This window comes from Citreimonas salinaria, assembly GCF_900107235.1.
GTDB lineage: Bacteria > Pseudomonadota > Alphaproteobacteria > Rhodobacterales > Rhodobacteraceae > Citreimonas > Citreimonas salinaria.
Genome location: NZ_FNPF01000014.1, coordinates 52,241 through 76,786, shown reverse-complemented (window position 1 = coordinate 76,786; position 24,546 = coordinate 52,241). Strand labels below are relative to the sequence as shown.

At 66.1% G+C, this 24,546-nt stretch carries 27 protein-coding genes; 12 read left to right on the top strand and 15 right to left on the bottom strand.

What is annotated here, in order from left to right; genetic code table 11:
- Nucleotides 1-8: 8 nt before the first annotated feature.
- Nucleotides 9-1,163 carry a molecular chaperone DnaJ gene (gene dnaJ, locus BLW27_RS15455; RefSeq protein ID WP_089884549.1) on the bottom strand — a complete coding sequence of 385 codons (1,155 nt, stop codon included), beginning with the start codon at nt 1,161-1,163 and terminating at the stop codon, nt 9-11.
- A 75-nt stretch (nt 1,164-1,238) separates the two neighbouring features.
- Complete coding sequence (dnaK, locus tag BLW27_RS15450; RefSeq protein ID WP_089884546.1) at nt 1,239-3,164, bottom strand: molecular chaperone DnaK; 1,926 nt, start codon at nt 3,162-3,164, stop codon at nt 1,239-1,241.
- A 187-nt stretch (nt 3,165-3,351) separates the two neighbouring features.
- Between dnaK and BLW27_RS15445 the strand changes: the two genes are divergently transcribed.
- A complete protein-coding gene (locus BLW27_RS15445; protein WP_089884544.1) occupies nt 3,352-3,954 on the top strand; it encodes an alpha-ketoglutarate-dependent dioxygenase AlkB family protein in 603 nt (200 codons plus the stop codon).
- 2 nt (nt 3,955-3,956) lie between these two features.
- Here BLW27_RS15445 and BLW27_RS15440 read toward each other — a convergent pair whose 3' ends face one another.
- Complete coding sequence (locus BLW27_RS15440) at nt 3,957-4,571, bottom strand: SH3 domain-containing protein (protein ID WP_089884542.1); 615 nt, start codon at nt 4,569-4,571, stop codon at nt 3,957-3,959.
- A gap of 67 nt (nt 4,572-4,638) precedes the next feature.
- Nucleotides 4,639-5,469, bottom strand: a complete 831-nt coding sequence (locus tag BLW27_RS15435; RefSeq protein ID WP_089884612.1) for an ABC transporter permease — start codon at nt 5,467-5,469, stop codon at nt 4,639-4,641.
- 147 nt (nt 5,470-5,616) lie between these two features.
- Between BLW27_RS15435 and cysQ the strand changes: the two genes are divergently transcribed.
- The 6 genes from cysQ (at nt 5,617) to BLW27_RS15405 (ending at nt 12,827) form a co-directional block, all read left to right on the top strand.
- Nucleotides 5,617-6,414 (top strand): 3'(2'),5'-bisphosphate nucleotidase CysQ, encoded by a 798-nt coding sequence (gene cysQ, locus BLW27_RS15430; RefSeq protein WP_089884541.1) that lies wholly within the window; start codon nt 5,617-5,619, stop codon nt 6,412-6,414.
- A 209-nt stretch (nt 6,415-6,623) separates the two neighbouring features.
- On the top strand, nt 6,624-7,520 hold the full coding sequence (gene galU, locus BLW27_RS15425; protein WP_089884539.1) for a UTP--glucose-1-phosphate uridylyltransferase GalU: 897 nt from the start codon (nt 6,624-6,626) through the stop codon (nt 7,518-7,520).
- A gap of 13 nt (nt 7,521-7,533) precedes the next feature.
- Nucleotides 7,534-8,580: a glycosyltransferase family 2 protein gene (locus tag BLW27_RS15420; protein ID WP_089884538.1), complete on the top strand. Its 1,047-nt coding sequence runs from the start codon at nt 7,534-7,536 to the stop codon at nt 8,578-8,580.
- Nucleotides 8,581-8,701: 121 nt separating this feature from the next.
- Nucleotides 8,702-9,712 (top strand): glycosyltransferase family 2 protein, encoded by a 1,011-nt coding sequence (locus BLW27_RS15415; RefSeq protein ID WP_089884536.1) that lies wholly within the window; start codon nt 8,702-8,704, stop codon nt 9,710-9,712.
- The gene (locus BLW27_RS15410) at nt 9,709-11,397 is read left to right on the top strand and encodes a DUF5927 domain-containing protein (RefSeq protein WP_089884534.1); all 1,689 of its coding nucleotides are present in this window, start codon (nt 9,709-9,711) and stop codon (nt 11,395-11,397) included. Before BLW27_RS15415 ends, BLW27_RS15410 begins: the two co-directional genes overlap by 4 nt.
- Entirely contained in the window at nt 11,394-12,827 is a 1,434-nt protein-coding gene (locus tag BLW27_RS15405; protein WP_089884532.1) for a nodulation protein NodH, read from the top strand. The genes BLW27_RS15410 and BLW27_RS15405 overlap by 4 nt, the downstream gene beginning before the upstream one ends.
- Nucleotides 12,828-12,878: 51 nt before the next feature.
- Here BLW27_RS15405 and BLW27_RS15400 read toward each other — a convergent pair whose 3' ends face one another.
- The 6 genes from BLW27_RS15400 to BLW27_RS15375 all read right to left on the bottom strand — a co-directional run bounded on the left by BLW27_RS15400 (nt 12,879) and on the right by BLW27_RS15375 (nt 16,693).
- Nucleotides 12,879-13,343 carry a PTS sugar transporter subunit IIA gene (locus tag BLW27_RS15400; protein WP_089884530.1) on the bottom strand — a complete coding sequence of 155 codons (465 nt, stop codon included), beginning with the start codon at nt 13,341-13,343 and terminating at the stop codon, nt 12,879-12,881.
- Between the two features lie 60 nt (nt 13,344-13,403).
- The gene (gene hpf, locus BLW27_RS15395; protein WP_089884528.1) at nt 13,404-13,973 is read right to left on the bottom strand and encodes a ribosome hibernation-promoting factor, HPF/YfiA family; all 570 of its coding nucleotides are present in this window, start codon (nt 13,971-13,973) and stop codon (nt 13,404-13,406) included.
- A gap of 225 nt (nt 13,974-14,198) precedes the next feature.
- Nucleotides 14,199-14,957, bottom strand: coding sequence for an LPS export ABC transporter ATP-binding protein (lptB, locus tag BLW27_RS15390; RefSeq protein WP_089884527.1), 759 nt, complete (start codon nt 14,955-14,957; stop codon nt 14,199-14,201).
- Nucleotides 14,954-15,451 carry a lipopolysaccharide transport periplasmic protein LptA gene (lptA, locus tag BLW27_RS15385; RefSeq protein WP_089884524.1) on the bottom strand — a complete coding sequence of 166 codons (498 nt, stop codon included), beginning with the start codon at nt 15,449-15,451 and terminating at the stop codon, nt 14,954-14,956. The genes lptB and lptA overlap by 4 nt, the downstream gene beginning before the upstream one ends.
- On the bottom strand, nt 15,448-16,056 hold the full coding sequence (locus BLW27_RS15380) for a hypothetical protein (RefSeq protein WP_089884522.1): 609 nt from the start codon (nt 16,054-16,056) through the stop codon (nt 15,448-15,450). Before BLW27_RS15380 ends, lptA begins: the two co-directional genes overlap by 4 nt.
- A gap of 22 nt (nt 16,057-16,078) precedes the next feature.
- Entirely contained in the window at nt 16,079-16,693 is a 615-nt protein-coding gene (locus BLW27_RS15375) for a ribonuclease D (protein WP_089884520.1), read from the bottom strand.
- A 789-nt stretch (nt 16,694-17,482) separates the two neighbouring features.
- Here BLW27_RS15375 and BLW27_RS15370 point away from each other — a divergent pair.
- Nucleotides 17,483-18,160 (top strand): sugar transferase, encoded by a 678-nt coding sequence (locus BLW27_RS15370; protein WP_425429301.1) that lies wholly within the window; start codon nt 17,483-17,485, stop codon nt 18,158-18,160.
- A 202-nt stretch (nt 18,161-18,362) separates the two neighbouring features.
- On the opposite strand, the gene BLW27_RS15365 is transcribed toward BLW27_RS15370, so the two are convergent.
- Nucleotides 18,363-19,031 carry a YiaD family glycine zipper/OmpA-like lipoprotein gene (locus tag BLW27_RS15365; RefSeq protein ID WP_089884516.1) on the bottom strand — a complete coding sequence of 223 codons (669 nt, stop codon included), beginning with the start codon at nt 19,029-19,031 and terminating at the stop codon, nt 18,363-18,365.
- A gap of 135 nt (nt 19,032-19,166) precedes the next feature.
- Nucleotides 19,167-20,012: a methylated-DNA--[protein]-cysteine S-methyltransferase gene (locus BLW27_RS15360; protein ID WP_089884514.1), complete on the bottom strand. Its 846-nt coding sequence runs from the start codon at nt 20,010-20,012 to the stop codon at nt 19,167-19,169.
- Between the two features lie 129 nt (nt 20,013-20,141).
- On the opposite strand from BLW27_RS15360, the gene nth reads away from it, so the two are divergent.
- Together nth and BLW27_RS15350 are read left to right on the top strand one after the other, a co-directional pair.
- Nucleotides 20,142-20,786 carry an endonuclease III gene (gene nth / locus BLW27_RS15355; protein ID WP_089884512.1) on the top strand — a complete coding sequence of 215 codons (645 nt, stop codon included), beginning with the start codon at nt 20,142-20,144 and terminating at the stop codon, nt 20,784-20,786.
- Nucleotides 20,783-21,772 (top strand): adenosine kinase, encoded by a 990-nt coding sequence (locus BLW27_RS15350; RefSeq protein ID WP_089884509.1) that lies wholly within the window; start codon nt 20,783-20,785, stop codon nt 21,770-21,772. The genes nth and BLW27_RS15350 overlap by 4 nt, the downstream gene beginning before the upstream one ends.
- Before the next feature lie 25 nt (nt 21,773-21,797).
- On the opposite strand, the gene BLW27_RS15345 is transcribed toward BLW27_RS15350, so the two are convergent.
- From BLW27_RS15345 to BLW27_RS15335, 3 genes are all read right to left on the bottom strand, one after another.
- Nucleotides 21,798-22,871 carry a 5-(carboxyamino)imidazole ribonucleotide synthase gene (locus tag BLW27_RS15345; RefSeq protein ID WP_089884507.1) on the bottom strand — a complete coding sequence of 358 codons (1,074 nt, stop codon included), beginning with the start codon at nt 22,869-22,871 and terminating at the stop codon, nt 21,798-21,800.
- A gap of 85 nt (nt 22,872-22,956) precedes the next feature.
- Nucleotides 22,957-23,451, bottom strand: a complete 495-nt coding sequence (gene purE, locus BLW27_RS15340) for a 5-(carboxyamino)imidazole ribonucleotide mutase (protein ID WP_089884505.1) — start codon at nt 23,449-23,451, stop codon at nt 22,957-22,959.
- A gap of 64 nt (nt 23,452-23,515) precedes the next feature.
- Nucleotides 23,516-23,740, bottom strand: a complete 225-nt coding sequence (locus BLW27_RS15335) for a YdcH family protein (RefSeq protein WP_089884503.1) — start codon at nt 23,738-23,740, stop codon at nt 23,516-23,518.
- Nucleotides 23,741-23,895: 155 nt separating this feature from the next.
- Here BLW27_RS15335 and BLW27_RS15330 point away from each other — a divergent pair, with 155 nt between their 5' ends.
- Together BLW27_RS15330 and BLW27_RS15325 are read left to right on the top strand one after the other, a co-directional pair.
- Entirely contained in the window at nt 23,896-24,306 is a 411-nt protein-coding gene (locus BLW27_RS15330) for an Hsp20 family protein (protein ID WP_089884501.1), read from the top strand.
- 4 nt (nt 24,307-24,310) lie between these two features.
- The gene (locus BLW27_RS15325) at nt 24,311-24,538 is read left to right on the top strand and encodes a DUF1150 family protein (protein WP_089884499.1); all 228 of its coding nucleotides are present in this window, start codon (nt 24,311-24,313) and stop codon (nt 24,536-24,538) included.
- Nucleotides 24,539-24,546 lie beyond the last annotated feature (8 nt).

Below are 24,546 nucleotides of genomic sequence, written 5' to 3'. Positions count from 1 at the left end.
ACCGCGGCTTAGCCCTTCATGCTGTCCCAGAAACTTTTCACCGACGAGAAGAAGCTCTTGGTCTCAGGGTTGTTGTCTTCTGACAAGTCCTCAAACTCGCGCAGCAACTCCTTTTGCCGAGCGGTCAGGTTCACCGGGGTCTCGACCGCCAGTTCGATGTACATGTCACCGGTTCCCGCGCCGCGTAGCGCGGGCATGCCCTTGCCGCGCAGGCGCATCTGCCGGCCCGACTGGCTGCCCGCGGGGATCTTCACGCGGCTGCGGCCGCCGTCGATGGTCGGCACCTCGATATCGCCGCCAAGCGCTGCCACGGTCATCGAAACCGGGACCCGGCACTGAAGTTCCGCGCCCTCGCGGGTGAAGATCTCGTGCGGCTTTACCTCGATGAAGATATACAGGTCGCCCGGAGGACCGCCGCGCATCCCGGCCTCGCCCTCGCCGGCAAGCCGGATCCGCGTGCCGGTCTCGACCCCGGCGGGGATGTTCACCGAGAGAGCGCGGTCCTTTTGAACGCGTCCGGCGCCACCGCAGGCCGAGCAGGGATTCTTGATGATCTGGCCGAGCCCCGAACAGGTCGGGCAGGTCCGTTCGACGGTGAAGAAACCCTGCGTCGCGCGCACCTTGCCCATGCCGGAACAGGTGGGGCAGGCTGTCGGCTCTGAGCCGCCCTCGGCGCCCGAACCCTTGCACGATTCGCACTGGACCGAGGTCGGCACGTTGATCGTCTTGTGCAGGCCGCTGTAGGCCTCTTCCAGCGTGACGCGCAGGTTGTAGCGCAGGTCGGCGCCGCGCGCGGCACGTTGCCGGCCGCCCTGGCGCCCGCCCATGAAGTCGCCGAACAGGTCGTCGAACACGTCCGAGAAGGCACTGGCGAAATCGGCATTGCCGCCGCCCATGCCGCCGGGGCCGGGACGCGGTCCGCCGCCGCCCATGCCGCCCTCGAAGGCGGCGTGGCCGAAGCGGTCGTAGGCTGCCTTCTTGTCGGCATCCTTGAGCACCTCGTAGGCCTCGTTGGCCTCCTTAAACTTGGCCTCGGCCTCGGGGTTGTCCTTGTTGCGGTCCGGGTGCAGTTCCTTGGCCTTCTTGCGATAGGCCTTCTTGATCTCCTCGGCCGAGGCTCCCCGGGAAAGCCCCAGCGTGTCGTAATAGTCGCCCTTGGACATTGTGCACTCCATGCGCGAAACGTCAGGGGCCGGCCCGGTGTCCGGACCGGCCCCCGCTCGGTTCCGCTATCGGGCTCAGGCCCGCTTGTTGTCGTCCAGATCCTCGAAGTCGGCATCGACGATGCCGTCATCGTCCTGCGCGTTCGACTGGCGATCGGCAGGCTCGGCTTCGTCGCCGTTCGAGCTCTCGGCCTGGGCCTTGTAGATCGCCTCGCCCAGACGCATCGCCGCTTCGGTGACGTTCTGGATGCCGGCCTTGATCTTGTCGGCGCTGGCGTCGTCCTTCTCGAGGTCGTCCTTCAGGGCCGCGATTGCCAGCTCGATGGCCTCGACGGTGGACGGGTCGACCTTGTCGCCGTGTTCCTCGACCGACTTCTCGGTCGAATGGATCAGGCTTTCGGCCTGGTTCTTCGCCTCGACCAGTTCGCGGCGGCCCTTGTCGGCCTCGGCGTTGGCCTCGGCTTCCTTGACCATGCGCTCGATCTCGGATTCGTCGAGACCACCGGACGCTTGGATGGTGATCTTCTGCTCCTTGTTCGTGCCCTTGTCCTTCGCGCTGACCGACACGATGCCGTTGGCGTCGATGTCGAAGGTCACCTCGATCTGTGGCATGCCGCGCGGTGCCGGCGGGATGTCCTCGAGATTGAACTGGCCGAGCATCTTGTTGTCGGCCGCCATCTCGCGCTCGCCCTGGAAGACCCGGATCGTCACGGCGCCCTGGTTGTCCTCGGCGGTCGAGAATATCTGCGATTTCTTGGTCGGGATCGTGGTGTTGCGGTCAATCAGGCGGGTGAACACGCCGCCCAGCGTCTCGATGCCGAGGCTCAGCGGAGTCACGTCGAGCAGGACCACGTCCTTGACGTCACCCTGAAGCACGCCGGCCTGAATCGCCGCGCCCATGGCGACGACCTCGTCCGGATTCACGCCCTTGTGCGGCTCCTTGCCGAAGAACTTGGTGACCTCTTCGAACACCTTGGGCATCCGGGTCTGGCCACCGACCAGCACGACCTCGTCGATGTCGGACGTAGACAGGCCCGCATCCTTCAGCGCCGCGGCGCAGGGCTTCAGCGAACCCTTGATCAGGTCGCCGACGAGGCTTTCCAGCTTGGCGCGGGTCAGCTTCATGACCATGTGCAGCGGCTGCCCGTTCGAGCCCATCGAGATGAACGGCTGGTTGATCTCGGTCTGGCTGGAGGACGACAGTTCGATCTTGGCTTTCTCGGCGGCTTCCTTCAGGCGCTGAAGGGCCATCTTGTCCTTGGTCAGGTCGGTGCCGTGCTCTTTCTTGAACTCGTCCGCCAGGTAGTTGACGATCCGCATGTCGAAGTCTTCGCCACCGAGGAACGTGTCGCCGTTGGTCGACTTGACCTCGAACAGGCCGTCGTCGATTTCCAGGATCGTAACGTCGAAGGTACCGCCGCCAAGGTCATACACGGCGATGGTGCGGCTTTCCTTCTTGTCGAGGCCGTAGGCCAGCGCGGCCGCGGTCGGCTCGTTGATGATGCGCAGCACTTCGAGCCCGGCGATCTTGCCGGCGTCCTTGGTCGCCTGGCGCTGGGCGTCGTTGAAGTACGCGGGCACAGTGATGACGGCCTGCGTCACTTCCTCGCCCAGATAGCTCTCGGCGGTTTCCTTCATCTTCTGAAGGATGAAGGCGGAAATCTGGCTGGGCGAATACTTCTCGCCGCGGGCGCGCACCCATGCGTCGCCGTTGCCGCCGTCGATCACGTCGAACGGCATGTTCTTGCGGTCCTTGGCGAGATCCGGGTCGTCGTTGCGACGGCCGATCAGGCGCTTGACGCCGAAGATAGTGTTCTCGGGGTTGGTAACCGCCTGGCGCTTGGCCGGCTGGCCCACGAGGCGTTCGTTCTCGGTGAAGGCGACGATCGAGGGCGTCGTGCGCGCGCCTTCCGAGTTCTCGATCACGCGTGCCTGGCTGCCGTCCATGATGGCCACGCAGGAGTTCGTCGTGCCGAGGTCGATACCGATCACTTTAGACATGTTTCGATCCCTTCTAGTCTTGAGGCGATGGCCCGAGGCGTACGGACCCGTAGCGGCATCCAGCCCCGGTAAGATCACGGACCGGGTAGGCCCGCGACGTTCGGAGGGTATATAGGAGGGGCATCTTGGGCCTGCAAGCGTCGTGCGCGGGCGGATTTCGTCAATTGTCGAGCAAATCGGAGCCGGTATGACCGTTCTCGAACGCCGGGGCTTTGTCATCCATCAAGGGGTCCTGGACCGGGCGGCGCAGGAATCGCTGGTGGCTAATCTGCGTGGCGTGCTGGCGCAGGCGCCGCTGGTGCAGCCGGTCACCCCGCGCGGGCGGCCGATGTCGGTGCGGATGAGCGCCGCGGGCCGCTTCGGCTGGATCACCGACCGCAGGGGCTATCGCTATTCGGAGACGCATCCCGACGGGCAATCATGGCCGCCGATCCCCGATGCGGTGCTGGCGATCTGGGACACGGTCTCGGGCAGCGATCGCGCGCCGGAAAGCTGCCTGATCAACTGGTACGGCGAAGGCGCGCGCATGGGCCTGCACCAGGACCGCGACGAGGCGGATTTCGGCCAGCCCGTGGTCTCGGTCAGCCTGGGCGACGAGGGCTTGTTTCGCATGGGCAACCTCGAACGCGGCGGCACGACCGAGTCGATCTGGCTGCAATCGGGCGACGTGGTGGTGATGGGCGGCGAGGCGCGGCTACGTCATCACGGCGTCGATCGCATCCGCTTCGGCTCGTCGACGCTGTTGCCCAGGGGCGGGCGCATCAACCTGACGCTGCGCGTCGTGACCTGAGGCTAGTCCACATCCAGCGAGCAGCAGCCGGCCAGCAGTTCCGGCGTGCCGTCCAGGTCGTGGGTCACGGCGGCGCCGATGCCGTAGGTGTAGTTCGACATGCCGTCCGAGCAGCTGTCCAGCGTCATCAGAAGGTGTCCGCGCATACCGTCCGTCAGGCGATAGATCAGCCCCGACACGTCCCGCCGCGCAAGGCTTGCCAAGTCGCTTTGCACCGTCCCGTCCGGCCGGCCCTCGGGCATGGACCAGCTGATCGCGTCGACGCTGCGTGTGACGGACCAGAACGGCTCTGTCCCGAAGCAGCGCACCGTCTCGATCGTCGAGCCAAGCCACTGGCCCGGCTGACGTCGAAGGTAGTGCAGCGAAGCCCAGCCCGTTTGCCCGTTCACGTTGACCTGCCCCCAGTTCTGCCGCGCGTCGGCCGCGATCACCTCGACCCCGCGCGCGTCGGGGGCCAGTTCGCCGATCTTTTCGGCGCCCGCGTCGGGCGCGGCCCGGACGTTCAGCACATCGTTCGCGGCGACGCCGGCGACGTCGAAAAGCGCGGGCCACCGCTCTTGGGTGGCGAAGGCAGGCGCGGCCAGAAGGACGAGCAGGGCAACGAGGAAACGTATCATGGCGAGATTCGTGTTGGGGCGACCTCATCATCGGCCGTTTCGGCGGGCCGAGCAAGGGCAGGGGCGGTCAACGCCGGGCGCTCCAGCTCGCCGAGGCGTGCTTGCGGGTGTAGAATTCTCCCATCAAGCCGATCATGATCAGCACGATCGACACCCACAGCGCATATTCCCAGTCCGAATTGCGGGGATTGTAGTTGACGAAGGCGTGGCCGCGCGCCTGGTCGATCGAGTGGAACAGCGGGTTCCAGTCGAACATCGCCAGCATGTAGCCCGGCATCGCGTTGGCCACGAACATCTTACCCGAGGCGATCATGTTCACGCGCTGGTAGACGGTCGAGGCGATATTGACCGCGGTCGGCGCCCAGGGCTTTGCCGCCAGCAGGACCATCCCGATCGCCGCCCCCGAGAACCAAGACAGGACCAGCATGGCCAGGCATCCTACGGGGTCGTGGATTTCCTGCAGCACGAACGGGTTGAAGGCGACGTCGTAGACGAACAGGATCACGAACAGCGACAGCACCTGCACGTAGAGCGACGACAGCATCGCAGCAGCAATGGCAATCGCGGTGTTCATCGGCGCATGCTGCATCATCGGACTTGCGGGTCCCTCGCTGGCCACGACGGCAGATAGCGTCTTGGTGTGCGTCATGAACAGGAAAACGCCGGTCATGATGTAGATCAGGAAATCGCCCCGGATCGCGGCGCCGCGGATGCCCAGGATCACGAACATAAAGTAGAAGGCGAGCACGAAGATCACCGTCTGCAGCACGTTGATCCCGATTGCCATGAAGGCATTGCCGTGCGACTTGCGCACCGCCCGCACCGCGTTGTGGTAGATCAGTTCGGCCGTGTAGAGCGTCGAGCCGAGGCGCGATCGTGGCGCGGTCTTCTGAAACATCGTCCGCTGCTCCGATTGAGGCGCCGCGCGTGGCGGCATCGTGACGGCGGCCGCCCGCGTCCTGCGCGCTTGCCGATCCCGCAAGAGCCGACCATAAGGAAGGTACGTTCAAAAGCAATAAATCCGCCCGCGCCGAAGGAGATCGCCTTGAATTATTCGGAACTTGTGACCGTCATGCGTCGCCTGGCGATCGAGGCCGGCGACAGGATCATGCAGATCTACGATGCCGCCGATTTCGACGTCAACCTAAAGGCCGATACCAGCCCGGTCACCGAAGCCGACGAAGCCGCCGACGCACTGATTTCCGAGGGGCTGCGCGCGGCGTTTCCCGACATGGCGCTGGTTACCGAGGAGCAGGCCGACAGCCACGATATCAAGGCCGCACGCTTCCTGATCGTCGACCCGCTCGACGGCACGAAGGAGTTCATCAAGCGGCGCGGCGACTTCACCGTCAACATCGCCCTTGTCGAGGACGGCGTGCCCGTGCGCGGCATCGTCTACGCCCCGGCGCGCGGCCGGATGTTCTATACCGACAGCGTCGGGCACTCGGTCGAGGAGGAAGGGCCGTTCGACCCCGAGGCACCGGGCGTGACCCGGCCGATCCGGGTTTCCAAGCCCGACGGCGATGCGCTGATGGTGGTGGCTTCGAAGTCGCACCGGGACGAGGCGACCGACGCCTACATCGCGAAATACCCGGTGAAGGACATGCGCAGCGCCGGGTCGTCGCTGAAGTTCTGCCTGGTCGCGACCGGCGAGGCCGACCTCTACCCGCGGCTGGGTCGCACGATGGAGTGGGACACCGCCGCGGGTCATGCGGTTCTGGCGGGCGCAGGCGGACGGGTGGTGCGGTTCGACGACCACACCCCGTTGGCCTATGGCAAGCCCGGCTTCGCGAATCCGTTCTTCATTGCCCATGCGCCGGGTGTGACGCTGCAAAAGGACTGACTGCGCGGACCTCCGCCGCCGGCTGCAGATCCCGCCCGCCGCAACGGAAACCATCCACATCGGCCAGCGCCGGGAACGCGCGATGCGGCTCGCGAGTAACAACAACGGCCTCTTTGCCGCCCGTTGTCGCGAATTCTGCACACATGTTCTGGCAAAGAGCGGGTGCGGGTGCCAACATCCGAGCGTAACAATTCCGAAACGGAGCGATCATGCGTAAGAAAGTGACCAAGGCGATTTTTCCGGTGGCCGGCATGGGCACGCGGTTCCTTCCCGCGACGAAATCCGTGCCGAAGGAGATCATGACCCTGGTCGATCGCCCGCTGGTGCAATACGCAATCGACGAGGCCCGCGAGGCCGGGATCACCGAGTTCATCTTCGTCACCTCGCGCGGCAAGGGCGCGCTCGAGGATTACTTCGACCATGCTCCGCAGCTCGAGGAAGAGCTGCGCGCCAAGGGCAAGGACGAGCTGCTGAAGGTGCTCCAGTCGACCAACATGGAATCGGGCGACATCGCCTATATCCGCCAGCACAAGGCGCTGGGCCTCGGCCACGCGATCTGGTGTGCCGGGCGGCTGATCGGTGACGAGCCCTTTGCCGTCATCCTGCCCGACGACGTGATCGCCGCGGACACGCCCTGTCTCAAGCAGATGATCGACGCCTACGAAGCCGCCGGCAGCAAAGGGAACATGGTGGCCGCCATGGAGGTGCCGCGCGACAAGACGTCGTCCTATGGTATCCTTGACGTCGAGAGCGAGGACGGCGCCATGCTTACCGTCAAGGGCATGGTCGAGAAGCCCAGGGCCGAGGACGCCCCGTCGAACCTGGCGGTGATCGGCCGCTACATCCTGACGCCGAAGGTCCTGAAAAACCTCGATGCGGGCGAGAAGGGCGCGGGCGGCGAGATTCAGGTGACCGACGCGATCGCCAAGGAAATCGACGGCGAAGGCGTCTACGGCTTCCGCTTCAACGGGCAGCGGTTCGATTGCGGCTCGAAAAGCGGTTTCCTGCAGGCGACCGTTGCCTTCGGCCTGGCGCGCGACGATCTGCGCGACGACCTCGAGGCCTACATCGAAGAGGTCATGGCCACGCGCCGCGCGGCCCAGTGACCCTTGGCCGCTGATGGTGCGCGGGGTGAGGTCTGAACCGGACGCCCTGCCACCGATCTCTCCGCTTGCGGCCTACAGACTGCGCTGGAAGCGGCGGCGGGCATTGTGGCGGGCGCTTCGTGCGCGCCACGCCCTGACGGCCGTGACGAGACACCCGGCGACCGCCTCCGGCGCTATCCTGGGGGGCGTCTGCCTGCGGAACGAACGCATCCGCCTGCCGCATTTCCTTGCCCATCATCGCGCGCTGGGCGTCGACCGCTTCCTGATCGTCGACAATGCCAGCGACGACGGCACCACGGCCTATCTGCGCGATCAGCCCGACGTTTCCCTTTGGACAACCGGCGCGTCCTACCGCGCGGCGCGCTTCGGCATGGACTGGCTGAACTGGCTGCTGACCCGCTACGGCCACGGGCACTGGTGCCTGACCGTGGATGCGGACGAACTGCTGGTCTATCCCGACTACGAGACGCGCCGACTGCCCGCCCTGACGGCGTGGCTCGACCGAACGCGTCGGCCGGCCTTCGGCGCGCTGATGCTGGACCTGTATCCGCGCGGGCGGCTGGGAGATGGCGCCCGGCATGATGACCCGCTGCAGACGCTGCGCTGGTTCGACGCCGGCCCCTACAGCGTCAAGCGGCAAAGCCCGGCCGGCAATCTCTGGGTGCAGGGCGGACCGCGTGCGCGCGTCTTCTTCGCCGACGATCCGCGCCGCGCACCGACGCTCAACAAGCTGCCACTCGTGCGCTGGCGGCGCGGCATGGCCTATGTCAACTCGACGCATGCCATGCTGCCGCGCAAGCTCAACGCATGGTATGACGGCCCGGGCGGGGCGCAGCCGTCGGGGGTTCTGCTGCATACAAAGTTCCTGCCGGACATCGTCGCCCGCTCGGCGCAGGAACGCGGGCGGGCGCAACATTTTCACACGCCCGCGGCGTTCGGCGACTACTATGACCGCATCGCACAACGCCCGGACCTGTGGTCGGAGGGATCGTGTCGCTACGACGAACCCGAACAACTGGCAGAACTCGGGCTGCTGCACGGCTGGTCGTGGAAGGGCTGACGCCGTAAGGGCGCGGTAAACCATTTTCTTGCACTGGTGAGGCGGCCGGCTACACTCGGCGAAGATCCGCTTGGCAGGGCGGGCGGACCGAAAAAAGGTCGGGCAGGCAGGAAACGCGGCAATGGGGCTTTGGGATTCGTACCGAATGCGTTTGCGGCGCAAGCGGCTTCGGCTGCGGGCCCTGCGCAAGCGGCACGAACTAAGCCCCGTGACCGACCGCACGGCGCAGATCCGCCCCGACCACGTTCTGGTCTTCTCGACCCAGCGCAACGAGATGGCGCGCCTGCCGTGGTTCCTGAAGTACTATCGCGGCCTCGGCGCCGACCACTTCCTGTTCGTCGACAACGACAGCGACGACGGCTCGCGCGAGTATCTGTCGCAGCAGCCGGACGTGTCTGTCTGGTCCACCGGCGCCAGTTACCGCGCATCGCGCTTCGGCATGGACTGGATGAACGCGCTGCTGAGGCGCCACGGGCACGGGCACTGGACCCTGACCGTCGACCCCGACGAGTTGCTGGTCTACCCGTTCTGCGACACGCGCCCGCTGGCGGGCCTGACCGACTGGCTGGACAGCTGCGGGATCAAGGCATTCCCGGCGATGCTGCTGGACATGTATCCCAAGGGGCCGATCGGAGAGGCGACCTACACCCCCGGCCAGGACCCGCTGGAGGTGCTGCCGTGGTTCGACGCCGGCAATTACACGATTAGCCGCAACTGGGGCTACAACAACCTGTGGATCCAGGGCGGGCCGCGCGCCCGGGTGTTCTTCCGCGACCAGCCGGGCAGGGCACCCGCGCTCAACAAGATCCCGCTGGTGCGGTGGCACCGCCGCTACGTCTATGCCAGTTCGACGCACAACCTTCTACCGCGGGGGCTGAACCTGGTCTTCGACGACATGGGCGGCGAGAAATCGAGCGGCGTGCTGCTGCACACCAAGTTCCTGCCGACGTTCCCCGCCAAGGCCGATGAAGAACTCTCCCGCCGCCAGCATTACGGTGACAGCCGCGAATACATCGCCTATGCCGCGGTGCTCGACGGCGACGCGGACCTGTGGTGCCGGTATTCGGAGAAATACATCAACTGGCGCCAGCTCGAGATCCTCGGACTCATGTCCAAGGGCAATTGGGCATGAGCATGGGCGTCATCATGCTGGTGCATACCGCGCTGGACCGGGCCGCGCAGATGGCGCGGCATTGGGCGCGGGCGGGTTGTCCGGTCGTGATCCATGTCGACCGGCGGGTGCCGGATGCGCCGTACGGCGCGTTCCGCCGCGCTCTGGCGGACCTGCCGGACATAGCGTTCTCGTCCCGGCACCGCTGCGAATGGGGCACCTGGGGCCTAGTGGCGGCGACGCTGGACGCTTCGCGGGTGATGTTGGACCGGCACGACGTGCGCCACGTCTACCTGGCCTCGGGGGCGTGCCTGCCGTTGCGTCCGGTGGCGGATCTGCAGGATTACCTGGCGGATCATCCGGAGACCGACTTCATCGAAAGCGCTGCCACCGCCGACGTTCCATGGACGGTGGGCGGGCTGAACCACGAACGCTTCACGCTGTTTTTTCCGGTGTCATGGCGCCGCAACAAGCCGCTGTTCGACGCGCTGGTGGCTGGGCAACGAGCGCTAGGCTTGCGACGCCGGGCGCCGCGCGGCGTGGTTCCCCATATGGGCAGCCAATGGTGGTGCCTGACCTCTCGGACCCTTCGCGCGATCCTCGACAGCCCGGACCGCCGCGCCCACGACGCCTATTTCCGCCGCACTTGGATCCCCGACGAAAGCTATTTCCAAAGCCTCGCGCGGCTGTACGCGACCGAGATCGAGGCGCGGTCGCTGACGCTGTCGAAGTTCGATTTCCAAGGCAAGCCGCACATCTTCTACGATGATCACCTGCAGCTGTTGCGCCGGTCCGACTGCTTCGTCGCGCGCAAGATATGGCCGCGCGCAAACCGGCTGTACGCTGCATTTCTTGGCGAAGGTCTCCCCCCCGCCATCCGGCAGGACCCGCAACCCGGCAAGATCGACCGCGTCTTCGCCAAGGCGGTCGAGCGTCGCCTGCGCGGCCGGCCCGGGCTCTACATGCAAAGCCGCTTCCCCCGTCTCGGGCACGAGAATGGCGTCACCGCCGGGCGCTATGCCGTCTTCCACGGGTTCGAGCCGCTGCACGACGGTTTTTGCGCATGGCTGGCCGACGCGACGGGCGCGCGCGTGCACGGGCGTCTTTTCTCGCCCGAACGCGCGCATTTCGCCGAAGGCGAAGCGGTCGGCCCCGGCGCGTTGACCGACGATGCGGGCCTGCGCGACTACAACCCGAAGGCCTTCCTGACGAACCTGTTGTGGAATTCGCGGGGCATGCAGCACTGCTTTCTCTACGGGCCCGACGACACGCCGGAGATCCTTTGGCACATTGCGCGCGATCCCAACGCGCGGATCTCGGTCGTGTCGGGGGCATGGGCGGTACCGCTTTGGCGCTCGGACGCTCCGTTCGACGTTGTGCGCGCCCGCGCCGCCAAGCTGCAGCGGGCCGAGGCGGCGATGATCGACGCCCTGCGCGCGCCAGACGTCAAGGCCCGGGTGCGGATCCAGACGATGGCCGAATACCTGGAAGCGCCGGCCGAGACGCTCAAGAGCATCGTGGCCGAGATCGGCTGGCGCGACGGTGCGGACCGATCCGCGTCTCCTTCAACTGTCGAGCTGCTTGGCTTCGGGCAGTTCCTGCAGCGCCTGCGCAACGAGGGGATGGACCCCTACCTGGCGGGAGATTTCCCGCTGCTCTCCTCCACACCGCGCCAGCCGGAGCCCCGACGGTACATCGCCTCATGACCGATCGTTTCGACGCCTTCGTGGTCTTCGCCGAGATGCGCACCGGGTCGAATTTCCTCGAGTCGAACCTGAACGCCTTCGACGGCGTCACCTGTCACGGCGAGGCGTTCAATCCGCATTTCGTCGGCTACCCGAATCGTGAGGAACTGCTGTCGATCGATCGCGAGACGCGCGACCGCGAACCGCAGGCGCTGCTGGAGCGGATCCGCGATGAAGACGGTTTCAATGGCTTCCGCTACTTCCACGACCACGATCCACGCATCCTGCCGACGGTGTTGGACGATCCGCGCATCGCCAAGATCGTGCTGACGCGCAACCCGCTGGACAGCTATGTCAGCTGGAAGATCGCGCAGGCGACCGGGCAATGGAAGCTGACCAACGTCAAGCGCCGCAAGGATGCGCAGGCGGTTTTCGACGCGGACGAGTTCGCAGCTCACATGGAGGCGCTGCAGGCGTTCCAGGTGCAGATCACCGGTGCGCTGCAACGTTCCGGCCAAACGGCGTTCCACGTTGCTTACGAGGATTTGCAGGACGTCGCCGTGATGAACGGGCTGGCGCAATGGCTGGGCGTGGCGGCACGGCTGGACAGTCTCGAGACCGGGCTGAAGCGGCAGAACCCGCAGCCTGCGCGCGAAAAGGTAGCAAACCCCGACGAGATGGAGCGTGCGCTGGCGCGGCTGGACCGGTTCAACCTGCACCGCACCCCGAACTTCGAGCCGCGCCGGGGCCCGGTCGTGCCGTCCTACCTTGCCGCGGCGCGTACCAAGCTTTTATACATGCCGATCCGCTCGGGCCCCGAGACGGCGGTCCGGCGCTGGCTGGCTGCGCTGGACAACGTGGACGAGACGGCGCTGCTAGGCGATTTCCGCCAATCCTCGCTCCGCCAATGGATGCGCGACCGACCTGGCTTTCGCAGTTTCACGGTCATCCGCCACCCGCTGGCCCGCGCGCATGATGCGTTCTGCGCGCGCATCCTCTCGACGGGGCAGGGAGCATTCACGGGCATCCGGCGGACGCTGCGCCGCGCGCACGACCTGCCGATTCCCGAGGGCGCTCCGGACGACAGCTACGACGCCGATACGCACCGCGCGGCCTTCACCGCCTGGCTGGACTTCGTGAAGGCGAACCTGGCCGGCCAGACCGCCATCCGGGTCGACGGGCATTGGGCTTCGCAAGCGCAATGCCTGCAGGGCATGTCCGAATTTGCGCTGCCCGACATGATCGTGCGGGAAACCGAGATGTCGACCTATCTGCCGGCGTTGGCGATGCAGGTGGGCCATGCCGCCCCGCCCGAGCCCGAAGCCGCCGCGAACCGGGCGCCGTTCTCGCTGGCGCAGATCTACGACGACAGGATCGAGGCGCTGACCCGCGACGCCTATGCGCGCGACTACATTACCTTCGGCTTCGAAGACTGGGGGCAGACGCCCTGAACGAAGACGCCCCGCCGGGATAGGCGGGGCGCTTGCCGTTCAGTCGGGCGATCAGGCGGCCTTGACCGCCTCGCTTTCCGTCAGGATCGTGTACAGCTTGCTCGCATCGCGGTTGGCGCGAAGCTTGGCGCACAGCGATGGGTCGCGCAACGAGCGGGACACGAGCGCCAGCGCCTTTAGATGCGCGACGCCCGCATCCTCGGGGGCGAACAACGCGAAGACGATATCCACCGGCTGCCGGTCCACAGCGTCGAAATCGACAGGCTTTTCCAGCAGCAGGAACGCGCCGATCACCTCGTCCAGGCCCGGCAGGCGTGCATGCGGCAGCGCCACGCCGTGACCGACCCCGGTAGGACCGAGCGACTCGCGCTCGACCAGTGCCTCGACCGACGCATCTGCGTTCAGGCCGTAGGCCTGCTCGGCCAGATCGGCGATGTCGTGCATGAGGCGCTTCTTGCTGGAGGTCGAACCCAGAAGCTTTACCGCTTCCGGCTTGACGAGGTCGACGAATTTCATGGCACTCTCGTGGCTTGTCGAAGGGACGGTCGCGCCCCGCGCGGGGCAGCTCCGGTTGGTTTACGGATCGATCCAGCCGATATTGCCGTCCTCGCGGCGATACACGACGTTCACACCGTCCTTCTTTTCGTTCCTGAAGACGAGGACCGGGGCCCCCGCCAGTTCCATCTGCATCACCGCTTCGCCCACCGAGAGAGAGGGAATACGAGTCTCCATCTCGGCGACGATGATCGGCTGCAGCGACTCCGGCTCGTCGTAGTCATCGGAGCCGTCCTGTTCCGAGGCGAGGATATAAGTGGACGCTCCGGACAGTTCAACCGGTTCCGTGCGGTCCTTGTGATGGTCCTTCAGCCGGCGCTTGTAGCGGCGCAACTGCTTGTCCATCTTCTCGGCGCAGGCATCGAAGGCGGCGTATATTTCCGTTGCGTGACCCTTGGCCGCGGCGGTCAGTCCGCTGGACAGATGCACCGTGGATTCGCAGACGAATTCGTGACCGCTCTTGGAGAAGACGACAGTCGCGTCCGTCGGGCGCTGCGAGTACTTCTCGAGCACGGTGCCGAGTTCGGTTCTCACGTGGGTCTGAAGTGCCTCGCCGACATCGATCTGCTTGCCCGTGATCTGATAGCGCATGGTAGGTCCTTTTCTTTGCCGTCCGAGCCGGGTCGCCACCCTTCCAGGGGAGGTGGATCACCATCGGTCGGTCAGGCCTGGGAGCGACGCCGCGGCGCGTCGAGTGCCCCGCAGACGCGGGGATCAGTGTTAGTCGATACAGCGCGTCGCGTCGTCATGCCCGCATTTGAGTAGAGAAGCGCCGGGGCTGTCAATCGAAACCGGGCCGGCGCGGAGGAGCAGGTTTCAGCCGATGCGAAAGGAATCGCCAAGGTAGACCCGGCGCACGTTTACGTTGCGCACGACCTCGTCGGGCGTGCCGGACATCAGCACGTGGCCGTCGTGCAGGATGTACGCGCGGTCGACGATCTCCAGCGTCTCGCGCACGTTATGGTCGGTGATCAGAACGCCGATGCCGCGCTTGCGCAGGTCCGAGACCAGGTGGCGGATGTCGCCCACGCTGATCGGATCGACACCGGCGAAGGGCTCATCCAGCAGCAGGTATTTCGGGTCCGACGCAAGACAGCGCGCAATTTCGACCCGGCGACGCTCGCCGCCTGACAGCGCCATCGCGGGTGCGCGGCGGAGATGCTCGATCGAGAACTCGCCCAGAAGCTCTTCGAGCCGCTCGCGCCGGCGGCGGGCGTCGGGCACCGCTATGTCCAGCACCGCGGCGATGTTGCCCTCGACCGACAGGCCGCGGAAGATCGACATCTCCTGCGGCAGGTAGCCTATGCCCATGCGCGCGCGGCGATACATCGGCAGGTATGTCGCGTCCTGCCCGTCTATCAGGACCTGCCCACCTTCGGGATTCACCAAGCCGGCGATCGCGTAGAACGACGTGGTCTTGCCGGACCCGTTCGGACCCAGCAGCGCGACCACTTCGCCCCGGCCGAGATCCATCGTGACGTCGCGGATAACCACGCGCTTGCGGTAGCTCTTGCGCAGGTGCCTGACGCGCAGGCCGCTGTGGCCCTCGGTGACCTTGAGGGCAGGCGCGCTCACGGCTCGTCCTGTTCGGTCGGTTGCTGTTGCAGGACCGTCCGCACTCGGCCCGACAGCTGCGCGGTGCCGGTGTCCAGGTCAACCACCATCGTCTGAGCGGTCAGCGCGTTGTCGCCTTGGGTCAGAAGCACGTCGCCCGACAGGGTCACGGTGCCGCCCTCGATGTCGTAATCCGCGCGCTCGGCTTCGGCCGCCTCTTCGCCGCTGACGAGCGTCACGCCCCCCGTCGCCTCGAGCCGGTCTATCCGGCCCGCCTGTTCAGAATAGACCACAAGGACCTGCGGCGCGGCCAGCCGCATGTCGCCCTGCACGATCACCACGTCGCCGGAATAGGTCGCCGTGCCATCGGACTGGCTGACGGAAAGCTGGTCGGCGGTGACCTCGACCGGGGCGGACGTGTCCTGCTGCATCGAGCCGAACGCGACCTGGCCCTGGGCCGCCACGAGGGCAGGGGACGCCGCCAGTACAGCCGCAAGTATCAGTATTCTTATCATGGCGTTTCCGGTTCAAATTGCGGGACGTATACCATCTTTACGCTCTCGGTGAACACAAGTTGCACGTCGTCCTTCGTGGCGCCGGGCGAGATGCTCATGCCACCGGCCTCGATCGTGCCGGCGGGAGCCTCGCCTTTTATCGACCCCAGCGAGCGGCCGGCGACCGTGTCCAGCCTGGCCACGAGGCCCTCGGTCTCGAAGCTGTATCCGGACGTGCTGCGGAACCGCACGCCACCCTCCAGCCGCGCTTCGTTTTCGCTTTCCGTCAGTCGCGCGCTGGGCGCCATCATCTCGATCCGGGTACCGTCGTCCAGCGTGACGATCGCCGTCACCGTTTCGGCAACGACCGCACCGTCGCCCTCGGGGCGGGCCGAGCGGGCCACGACCGAGACAGTTTCGCCGCGCTCGGTCACTCCTGCGAACGAGGGTTCGCGCACCTGCTCGCGGCTGACGCCGTCGACGCCCAGCCGCGCGCCGATCTCGGGCGCGATGGCGTCCTGGGTATCGCGCGACAGCAGGAAGAGCGTCGACAGCAGAACCAGTGCCGCCAGCGGCAACAGGATCTTCAGCCAGGCGATGATGCGCGAATAGAACCCGGTGCGCATGACCGATCAGCCCTGCGCCCGCTCAGACATGGGCGAAGATGTCCGTGCCCGGCCAGCCTTCGAGGTCGAGAAGCGCCCGGGTCGGCAGGAAGTCGAAGCACGCCTGGGCCAATTCGGTGCGGCCCTCGCGCTTCAGCATATCGTCCAGGGCGATGCGCAGGCGGTGCAGGTACAGCACGTCCGATGCGGCATAGGCCCTTTGCGCGTCCGTCAGAGTCTCGGCACCCCAATCCGAAGACTGCTGCTGCTTCGAGATGTCGACTCCCAGCAACTCCGACGTCAAGGACTTCAGCCCGTGACGGTCGGTATAGGTGCGCACCAGCCGGCTGGCGATCTTTGTGCAATAAACCGGCCGCGCCAACGCGCCGAACGCGTTGTGAAGCGCCGCAATGTCGAAGCGGCCGAAGTGGAACAGCTTGGTCACCGTCTCGTCCATCAGCAACGCGGCCAGATTGGGCGCCGCATCCTGTCCACGAGCAATCTGCACCAGGTGCGCATTGCCGTCGCCGGACGAAAGCTGCACCAGGCACAGCCTGTCGCGGTGCGGGTCTAGGCCCATCGTTTCGCAGTCGATCGCGACGGCAGAGCCGAGGTCCAGCCCGTCGGGCAGATCGTGCTGATGCAGATGGACGGTCAAGAGCAGGCTCCGGTCGTTTGCATGGCGAGTGCGTTTGAAGGCCACATACGTCGTCGGATGGCTCTGCGCAACTCGGGCTGACGCCGTAGTTGCGCCGCCGATTCGGCGTTTGGGATCTGGAATATGCGCCGGGCTGAGCCTCGTCCGGCTCTCTGTGTAACATTTCGTGAGCGTGTCGCCGCCTCGCTCGAGCGCGTCCAAGCGCAGCCTCGGTGGCACACTTCACCCGCGTCAAAGCCTGCGCACCGGCGCCTTGGCCCTAGCACTGGCGCCGTCATTGTTTCGCGAGTAGCGCGGCGCGGACTCCCAAAATCGGCGGCATCGGCCCGAATGCCGACATATCCGAAACAATCATTTGAAGCCGTCGACCTTTGTTGCCGAGAAGCGGACCGATTGCCGTCATTGGCTGTTGGCACGGTTTCCGTGCCTTCGGACCGTGAGTGCGACGGCGTCGCGGCGCAGCTTCACGGCCCGGCGCCGCGCACGCGTCGCGAGTCGAAATCGCGGCGGGTTTAGTCGGCGGGCGCCGAGTCATGCAGGGGTTGTGGCGCCGCGCATCTCGTTGACGGTGAGATAACGAAAATTGCATAAATGTCGCTGTAGATCGACGTAGAGTTTTGAAGTTCCACCACTTCCCCCCGGGCGCCCCGGTTTTTGCCGCGGGACGGAACGCCAAGTCATTCAGGTTCACGAGATGTGCCGCCGCGGAATTTTCCCGACCGACCGGTGCGGAGTCCTTGCCGCGCTGCGCCAGATGCCGACTTCCAGGAGGTCACAGTGACATCGCACTTGCGCATCCGGGTTTCCCCGTCCGAAGTCGACAAGCTTTTCGTGACACCATCGCTCCCTCGCCGCTTTGGCAACATCTATCGCATCTATTTCAAGCGAACCCTCGACATCGCGTTGGTCCTGCTGGCGGCTCTTCCGACGATACTGGTATTGAGCGTGCTGTGCCTGGCCATTATGCGGGACGGCGCCTCGCCGTTCTACCGACAGCAGCGCGTCGGACGTCATGGCCGGTCGTTCCACATGTGGAAGCTCCGCTCGATGGTGCCGAACGCCGATCGCCTGCTCGAGGCTTATCTGGTCGACAACCCTGCGGCTCGCGAGGAATGGGACCGCCGCCAGAAGCTCGGCCACGACCCGCGCATCACGCGCATCGGGCGGCTCATCCGCGCGACGTCGCTGGACGAGTTGCCGCAGCTGTGGAACGTCCTGCGGGGCGACATGAGCCTGGTCGGGCCGCGCCCGATGATGACGTGCCAGACCTCGATCTACCCCGGCACCGCCTATTATGCCCTGAGGCCCGGCATCACCGGCTATTGGCAAACCGCTGTGCGCAATGAATCAAGCTTCGTGCAGCGTGCGGACTTCGACACGCAGTATCTCCGCGACCTGTCGATCGCGACCGATCTGAAGCTGCTGGCGCGAACGGTCAAGGTTGTCTTCAGAGGCACCGGCGTCTGACGCGACGGCCCGCGCTCACGTGGCCAGAAAGCGCCGCGGCATGGAAACCATAAATCCCTGACGGAATCTCGGGCCGCGCTTACTGCTTCAGCGAAGAGCAGAATGTAAAACCGCCCCCGACCTGGGGCCGAGGGCGGTCATCGCGCCTATGCTGCGTTGGGAACCGGCATCTGCGGGACCAGGCGCCGGTTTTCCCGCAACCTCAGGCGTTGGGCAGGATCACGATTTCCACGCGGCGGTTCTGCGCGCGGCCCTCGGTCGTCAGGTTCGACGCGATGGGCTGGTCTTCACCGCGACCGATGGTCTGGATGCGCCCGGAGGAAACACCTTCGGACACCAGCACCGACGAGACCGCGCGCGCGCGGCGCTGCGAAAGGTCGAGATTGTACGCTGCCGAGCCGGTGTTGTCGGTGTGGCCGATCACCTGAACCGTCGTGTCTGGGTACTGGCGCAGGCTGTATGCCACCGTCTGAAGGTCGCCGATCAGGCGCGGCTGCAGCTGCGCGCTGTCGGTCGCGAACAGGATGTCCTGCGGCATGGTGACGATCAAACGCTCGCCGGTGTTGCGGATTGCCGTCTCGTTGCCCAGCTGCGCGCGCAGCTCAGCCTCCTGGCGGTCCAGGCGGTTGCCGATGGCGGCGCCGACGCCTGCACCCACCAGCGCGCCGGCGACCGTCGCGCGATTGCGCTCGCCCACGTCGCTGCCGCCGGCGGCACGGCCGGCAATCGCGCCGCCCACGGCGCCGATCAGCGCGCCCTGCTGGGCCTGGCTGTTCGGGTTGTTCGGGTCGCTCAACGGACCGGTGGTGCAGCCGGCGATGCCGACGACGGCGACGAGGGAAAGGATGAACGTCTTGCTGGTGCGGATCATGGTTGCCTCTGTTGTTCGTGGCCTTGTCGGCCTCTGGTCCGAAGTAGCGCTGAATGGCTCGTCATGCGATAACAAGCCCCTTCGTACTCGGCAAACCCTTGCGCAGCGCCTCTAGTTCCACCGGTCAAAACCCGCTCATGCCTCGTCCCGGGCGGCTTCCCACGCAAGCATGGCGCGCTTGACCGGAAGGCCCCAATGGTAGCCCCCCAGCGCACCGTCGCGCCGAAGCGCCCGGTGACATGGAACCAGAAAGGATATCGGATTACGTCCCACGGCCGTTCCCACGGCGCGCACGGCGCGAGGGTTGCCCACCGCGCGGGCGATGTCGGAATAGGTCGTGACCTGGCCTGCAGGGATTCGCAGCAGCGCCTCCCACACCTTGATCTGGAACGGGCCGCCGATCAGGTGCAGCTCCGGCCCGGGCCCGGGCCCGCGCGGCGCGAAGGCCGCCGCGACAGCGGGGGCCAAGGCCTGCGGGTCCTCGACATAGGTGGCGGCGGGCCATCGCGCGCACAGGTCCGCCATCGCTTCCGACTCGCCGGTCTCGGAGGTGAAGGCCAGGCCGCACAGGCCTTTTTCTGTCGCCATTGCCAGAACCGGGCCGAAGGGGCTGTCGGCCATACCCCAACGGATCGTCAGGCCACCGCCGCCGCGCGCATAGTCGCCGGGGCTCATCGCTTCCCAGCGCAGGAACAGGTCGTGCAGCCTGCCCGGACCAGAGAGCCCGGCCGCCTGCGCGGTCTCCAGCGTCGTGTGCCGCGCTGCCAGCAGCGCGCGGGCATGCCCCAGCGCCAGGTATTGCTGGTACCGCTTGGGCGACACGCCCACCCAAGCCGAGAACAGGCGCTGGAAATGAGCGGGGCTCATCGACAGCTCGGCCGCGAGCTCGTCCAGGGTCGCCTGCGGCCCCAGCCGATCAACCGCGTCTATCGCGCGTCGCATCACGCCGTAATGGTAGGGCTGGCCTTTGTCCTTGGGCATCGTTCTCGTCCTTTCGCGTCCTTCCAGACTAGGCGCCTTGCGTGGCGCGCGCGACCCGGATCATGCGCCTTGCGTTGCGCCACGCCGTCGCCCGTTGCGATCCGCGCGACGGACAGCGATAAGCCTCTCATGGCCAAGCAAATGGATTACGCGACCCTGCGCGAGGTGTTCACCCGCTTCCAGGCGATCGAGCCCGAGCCGAAGGGCGAGCTGGAGCACACCAACGCCTTCACTCTGGTGGTGGCCGTGGCGCTGTCGGCGCAGGCGACCGACGCGGGCGTCAACAAGGCCACGCGCGGGCTGTTCGCAGTGGCCGACACCCCGGAAAAGATGCTCGCCCTCGGTGAAGAGGGTGTGATCGAGCATATCAAGACGATCGGCCTGTACCGCAACAAGGCGAAGAACGTCATCAAGCTCAGCCGCATCCTGGTCGAGCAATACGGCGGCGAGGTGCCCAACTCGCGCGCCGCGCTGGAGAGCCTGCCCGGCGTCGGCCGCAAGACCGCGAACGTCGTGCTGTCGATGTGGTGGAAGCACCCGGCGCAGGCGGTCGACACGCACATCTTCCGCGTCGGAAACCGCACCGGCATCTGCCCGGGCAAGGACGTGGTGGCCGTCGAACGCGCGATAGAGGACAACGTGCCGGTGGATTTCCAGACGCACGCGCATCACTGGCTTATCCTGCACGGTCGCTATACTTGCGTCGCGCGGAAACCGAAATGCAACGCCTGCGTGATACGCGACCTTTGCCAATTCGAGGACAAGACAACATGAAAAAATTCCAGGTGGTCGGCATCGGAAACGCCGTGGTGGACGTGATCACCCGCACCGATGACGCGTTCCTCGGCGACATGGGGATCGAGAAGGGCATCATGCAGCTGATCGAGCAGGACCGGGCCAAGCAGCTTTACGCCGCCATGGGCAATCGCGTTCAGACACCCGGCGGCTCGGTCGCCAACACAATCGCGGGGCTGGGCAACCTTGATGCGCGAGCGGCCTTCATCGGCCGCGTGGCCGACGACGACCTCGGCGTGTTCTATTCCTCGGCCATGACGAACGAGGGCATAGCCTTCGCCAATGAGCCGGTGCCGGGGGGCGAATTGCCGACTTCGCGCAGCATGATATTCGTCTCGCCGGATGGCGAGCGGTCGATGAACACGTATCTGGGGATCTCGGCCGAGCTGTCGTCGGACGACGTGGACGAGGACGTGCTCGAGAATGCGGAAACCGTGTTTCTCGAAGGCTACCTGTTCGACAAGGACAAGGGCAAAGAGGCGTTTCTGAAAGCCGCACGTGCCTGCCGCAAGGGCGGAGGCATGGCCGGCATCGCCATTTCCGACCCGTTCTGCGTCGAGCGTCACCGCGACGACTTCCTGCGCCTGATAGAGAACGACATGGATTACGTCATCGGCAACGAGGACGAGATCCGCTCGCTCTACCGCAACGACGACCTCGAGGCGGACCTGAAGGCGGTCTCGTCGATCTGCGACCTCGTGATCTGCACCCGGTCGGGCGACGGGGTCACGATCGTGGATCGCGGCACGCGGATCGACGTTCCAGTGACCAAGATCGTTCCGGTGGACGCCACCGGCGCCGGCGACCAGTTCGCCGCGGGTTTCCTGTACGGGCTTGCGACGGGTGCCTCGATGGAGACGGCGGGCCGCATGGGCGTCGTCGCGGCGACCGAAGTGATCGGCCACCTGGGGCCGCGCCCCGAGGCGTCGCTTCCGGACCTGTTCCGCAAGCAGGGGCTTTTGTAACGCAAGACGCCGCTGGCCGGGCAGATCAGTCGGCGCGCGGCGTGACCCGGTTCACGTGCCCCATCTTGCGACCGGGGCGGGTTTCGGCCTTGCCGTAAAGATGGATCGCGCAGGCCGGATCGCGGGCCAGGTCGGGAACGCGGTCCATGTCGTCACCGATCAGGTTCTCCATCACCACGTTCGAATGGCGCCCGCCGTCGCCCAGTGGCCAGCCGGCGACGGCGCGGACGTGCTGTTCGAACTGGTCCACGGCGCAGCCGTTCTGCGTCCAGTGCCCGGAATTGTGCACGCGCGGCGCGATCTCGTTCACGATCAACTCGCCGGGCGTGACGAACAACTCGACTCCCATGACGCCCACATAGTCCAGCGCGTTTAAGATGCGGCCCGCCAGAAGCACTGCGTCGGTGCGCATCCGCGCGGGCAGGCCGGGCGCGGGCACCGTGCTGCGGCGCAGGATGCCGTCCGCGTGTTCATTGACGCCGGGATCGAAGGCCGCAACCCGTCCGTCCAACCCCCGCGCAGCGATCACCGAGATCTCCCTCGAGAAGTCGACGAAGCCTTCGAGGATCGCGGGGGCACCGTTCATGGACTGCAGCGCGGTCTCTGCGTCGCCCGGTGCGTTCAGCCGCGCTTGGCCCTTGCCGTCATAGCCCATCCGGCGGGTCTTGAGGATCGCCGGAAGACCGATCTCGGCGATCGCGGCGTCCAGCGTGGCGGCGTCGTCGACGGCGGCGAAGGGCGCGGTGGCCAAGCCCAGCTCCGCAAGAAACCGCTTCTCAACCAGCCGGTCCTGACTGGTGCGGAGGGCCTCGCGGTTCGGATGGATCGGGCGGATCGCCTCGACCGCGTCTAGCGATTCCGTCGGGATGTTCTCGAACTCGTATGTCACCACGTCGACGGCATTGGCGAAGGCAACCAGCGCTTCGGTGTCGCCGAACGCGGCGGTGGTCAGGCGGTAGCAGACCTGTCCCGCCGGCGCGGCCGGGGCGGGATCGTAGACATGCGCCTTCAGCCCGAGGCGCGCAGCCGCGACAGCCAGCATGCGCGCCAGTTGCCCGCCGCCGAGGATGCCGATGGTCGATCCGGGTGCCAGTGTCATGTGATGTCTCCGCAGCGCCTGCGCCCCTGATGACCCGCGCGCCGGCCGGTAGCAAGGGTGGCGCGGAGAATGACTGCGGAAGGCCTCACGCCTCGGGGGATTCGGGGATCGAGGCCGCAAGCGCCGCGCGCCAAGCCTCCAACCGTTCGGCCAGCGCCGCGTCGTGCAGGGCCAGGATACCCGCCGCCATCAAACCGGCGTTCTTCGCGCCCGCCGCGCCGATCGCCATGGTGGCCACAGGGAAGCCGCGCGGCATCTGGACGATGGAATACAGGCTGTCGACGCCCGAAAGCGCCTTGGTCTGAACCGGAACGCCGATCACCGGCACGCGGGTCTTGGAGGCCATCATGCCGGGCAGGTGCGCCGCGCCGCCGGCGCCCGCGACAATGACGTGCAGACCGCGATCGACGGCGGTTCTGCCGTATTCCCAAAGCCGATCCGGCGTGCGGTGGGCAGACACGATCCGTGTCTCGTAAGGCACCGAAAGCTCGTCGAGTACATCGGCGGCTTCGCGCATGGTCGGCCAGTCGGACTGGCTGCCCATGATGATCCCGACCCTGACCGTTTCGCCGTCCGCCATGCCGTGCCCTTTCGCCTTGCGTGGGCGCACCATAGCGGACGCGCCGCGCCGCGCAATCGGGCGCTCAGGCGATGATGTCCGGGGTCAGTCGGTCCTCGATCTGGGCGATCTTGTCCTTCAGCAGAAGCTTTTTCTTCTTGAGCCGCTGCAGGGTGATCTGGTCGGCGGTCGAGCCCGCCTGAAGCGCACGGATCGAGTCGTCGAGATCGCGATGCTCGCGCTTGAAGACCGCCAGTTCGACGCGCAGCACCTCGTCGGATTTCATTGAGAGATCGGACGGCGCGTTCATTCCATGCCCTTCGTAAAGCCCAGCCAGGCACGAATGGTAGCCAAATCCGTCGCGCCGCGCAAAGCCCTTGCGTGCGCAACGGAGCACACCCATATTTCGATGGCGGTCGCCGGAAGGGGCCGCATCGGACGGTCGCTTTGAAAAAGGACGTGTCGATGACCAAACTGACCTTGGGGTCCTATCCTCACATGCTCGGGTTTGAGCAACTGGAACGCCTTCTGGAAAGAACGGCGAAGTCCAGCGAAGGCTATCCGCCGTTCAACATCGAGCAGACGTCGGACCATTCCTACCGGATCACGCTTGCCGTGGCCGGCTTCGCCGAGAGCGACCTTTCGATCACCGTCGAGGACCGCCAACTGGTGATCCGCGGCCGGCAACGCGAGGATGCGGAGCCGCGGGTGTTCCTGCACCGCGGCATCGCCGCGCGCCAGTTCCAGCGCAGCTTCGTGCTGGCCGACGGTGTCGAGGTCGGCGAGGCGATGATCGAGAACGGCCTGCTGCACGTGGACCTCACGCTCAGCCGTCCCGAAACCGTCGTTCAGACGATCCAGATCAAGAAAGGGTAACGGTATGAATACGAAGTACGATCTTTCCAAGCTCGACGAAGGCCGGACCGTCTATGTCCGGTCCGTCAAGGCCGAGGATCTGCCCGAGGACGTGCGCGAACAGGTCGGCGGTCTGAAGACATTGTACGCGGTGCATGATTCGGAAGGTCAGCGTCTGGCACTCGTGCGCGATCGAAAGTTTGCCTTCGTGCTGGCGCGGCAAAACGACCTGGCGCCGGTCACCGTACATTGACGGCAGCG

Coding starts and splice junctions, on each gene's coding strand:
- BLW27_RS15400 (WP_089884530.1), bottom strand. CDS start 13,343: ATGAAATTCGTCGACCTCGTCAAGCCGGAAGCGGTAAAGCTTCTGGGT.
- BLW27_RS15325 (WP_089884499.1), top strand. CDS start 24,311: ATGAATACGAAGTACGATCTTTCCAAGCTCGACGAAGGCCGGACCGTC.
- BLW27_RS15380 (WP_089884522.1), bottom strand. CDS start 16,056: ATGCGCACCGGGTTCTATTCGCGCATCATCGCCTGGCTGAAGATCCTG.
- nth (WP_089884512.1), top strand. CDS start 20,142: ATGGCCAAGCAAATGGATTACGCGACCCTGCGCGAGGTGTTCACCCGC.
- BLW27_RS15445 (WP_089884544.1), top strand. CDS start 3,352: ATGACCGTTCTCGAACGCCGGGGCTTTGTCATCCATCAAGGGGTCCTG.
- BLW27_RS15360 (WP_089884514.1), bottom strand. CDS start 20,012: ATGCCCAAGGACAAAGGCCAGCCCTACCATTACGGCGTGATGCGACGC.
- dnaK (WP_089884546.1), bottom strand. CDS start 3,164: ATGTCTAAAGTGATCGGTATCGACCTCGGCACGACGAACTCCTGCGTG.
- BLW27_RS15365 (WP_089884516.1), bottom strand. CDS start 19,031: ATGATCCGCACCAGCAAGACGTTCATCCTTTCCCTCGTCGCCGTCGTC.
- BLW27_RS15345 (WP_089884507.1), bottom strand. CDS start 22,871: ATGACACTGGCACCCGGATCGACCATCGGCATCCTCGGCGGCGGGCAA.
- BLW27_RS15415 (WP_089884536.1), top strand. CDS start 8,702: ATGGGGCTTTGGGATTCGTACCGAATGCGTTTGCGGCGCAAGCGGCTT.
- BLW27_RS15420 (WP_089884538.1), top strand. CDS start 7,534: ATGGTGCGCGGGGTGAGGTCTGAACCGGACGCCCTGCCACCGATCTCT.
- BLW27_RS15330 (WP_089884501.1), top strand. CDS start 23,896: ATGACCAAACTGACCTTGGGGTCCTATCCTCACATGCTCGGGTTTGAG.
- galU (WP_089884539.1), top strand. CDS start 6,624: ATGCGTAAGAAAGTGACCAAGGCGATTTTTCCGGTGGCCGGCATGGGC.
- BLW27_RS15440 (WP_089884542.1), bottom strand. CDS start 4,571: ATGATACGTTTCCTCGTTGCCCTGCTCGTCCTTCTGGCCGCGCCTGCC.
- purE (WP_089884505.1), bottom strand. CDS start 23,451: ATGGCGGACGGCGAAACGGTCAGGGTCGGGATCATCATGGGCAGCCAG.
- BLW27_RS15350 (WP_089884509.1), top strand. CDS start 20,783: ATGAAAAAATTCCAGGTGGTCGGCATCGGAAACGCCGTGGTGGACGTG.
- BLW27_RS15410 (WP_089884534.1), top strand. CDS start 9,709: ATGAGCATGGGCGTCATCATGCTGGTGCATACCGCGCTGGACCGGGCC.
- BLW27_RS15405 (WP_089884532.1), top strand. CDS start 11,394: ATGACCGATCGTTTCGACGCCTTCGTGGTCTTCGCCGAGATGCGCACC.
- dnaJ (WP_089884549.1), bottom strand. CDS start 1,163: ATGTCCAAGGGCGACTATTACGACACGCTGGGGCTTTCCCGGGGAGCC.
- hpf (WP_089884528.1), bottom strand. CDS start 13,973: ATGCGCTATCAGATCACGGGCAAGCAGATCGATGTCGGCGAGGCACTT.
- lptA (WP_089884524.1), bottom strand. CDS start 15,451: ATGATAAGAATACTGATACTTGCGGCTGTACTGGCGGCGTCCCCTGCC.
- BLW27_RS15335 (WP_089884503.1), bottom strand. CDS start 23,740: ATGAACGCGCCGTCCGATCTCTCAATGAAATCCGACGAGGTGCTGCGC.
- BLW27_RS15435 (WP_089884612.1), bottom strand. CDS start 5,469: ATGTTTCAGAAGACCGCGCCACGATCGCGCCTCGGCTCGACGCTCTAC.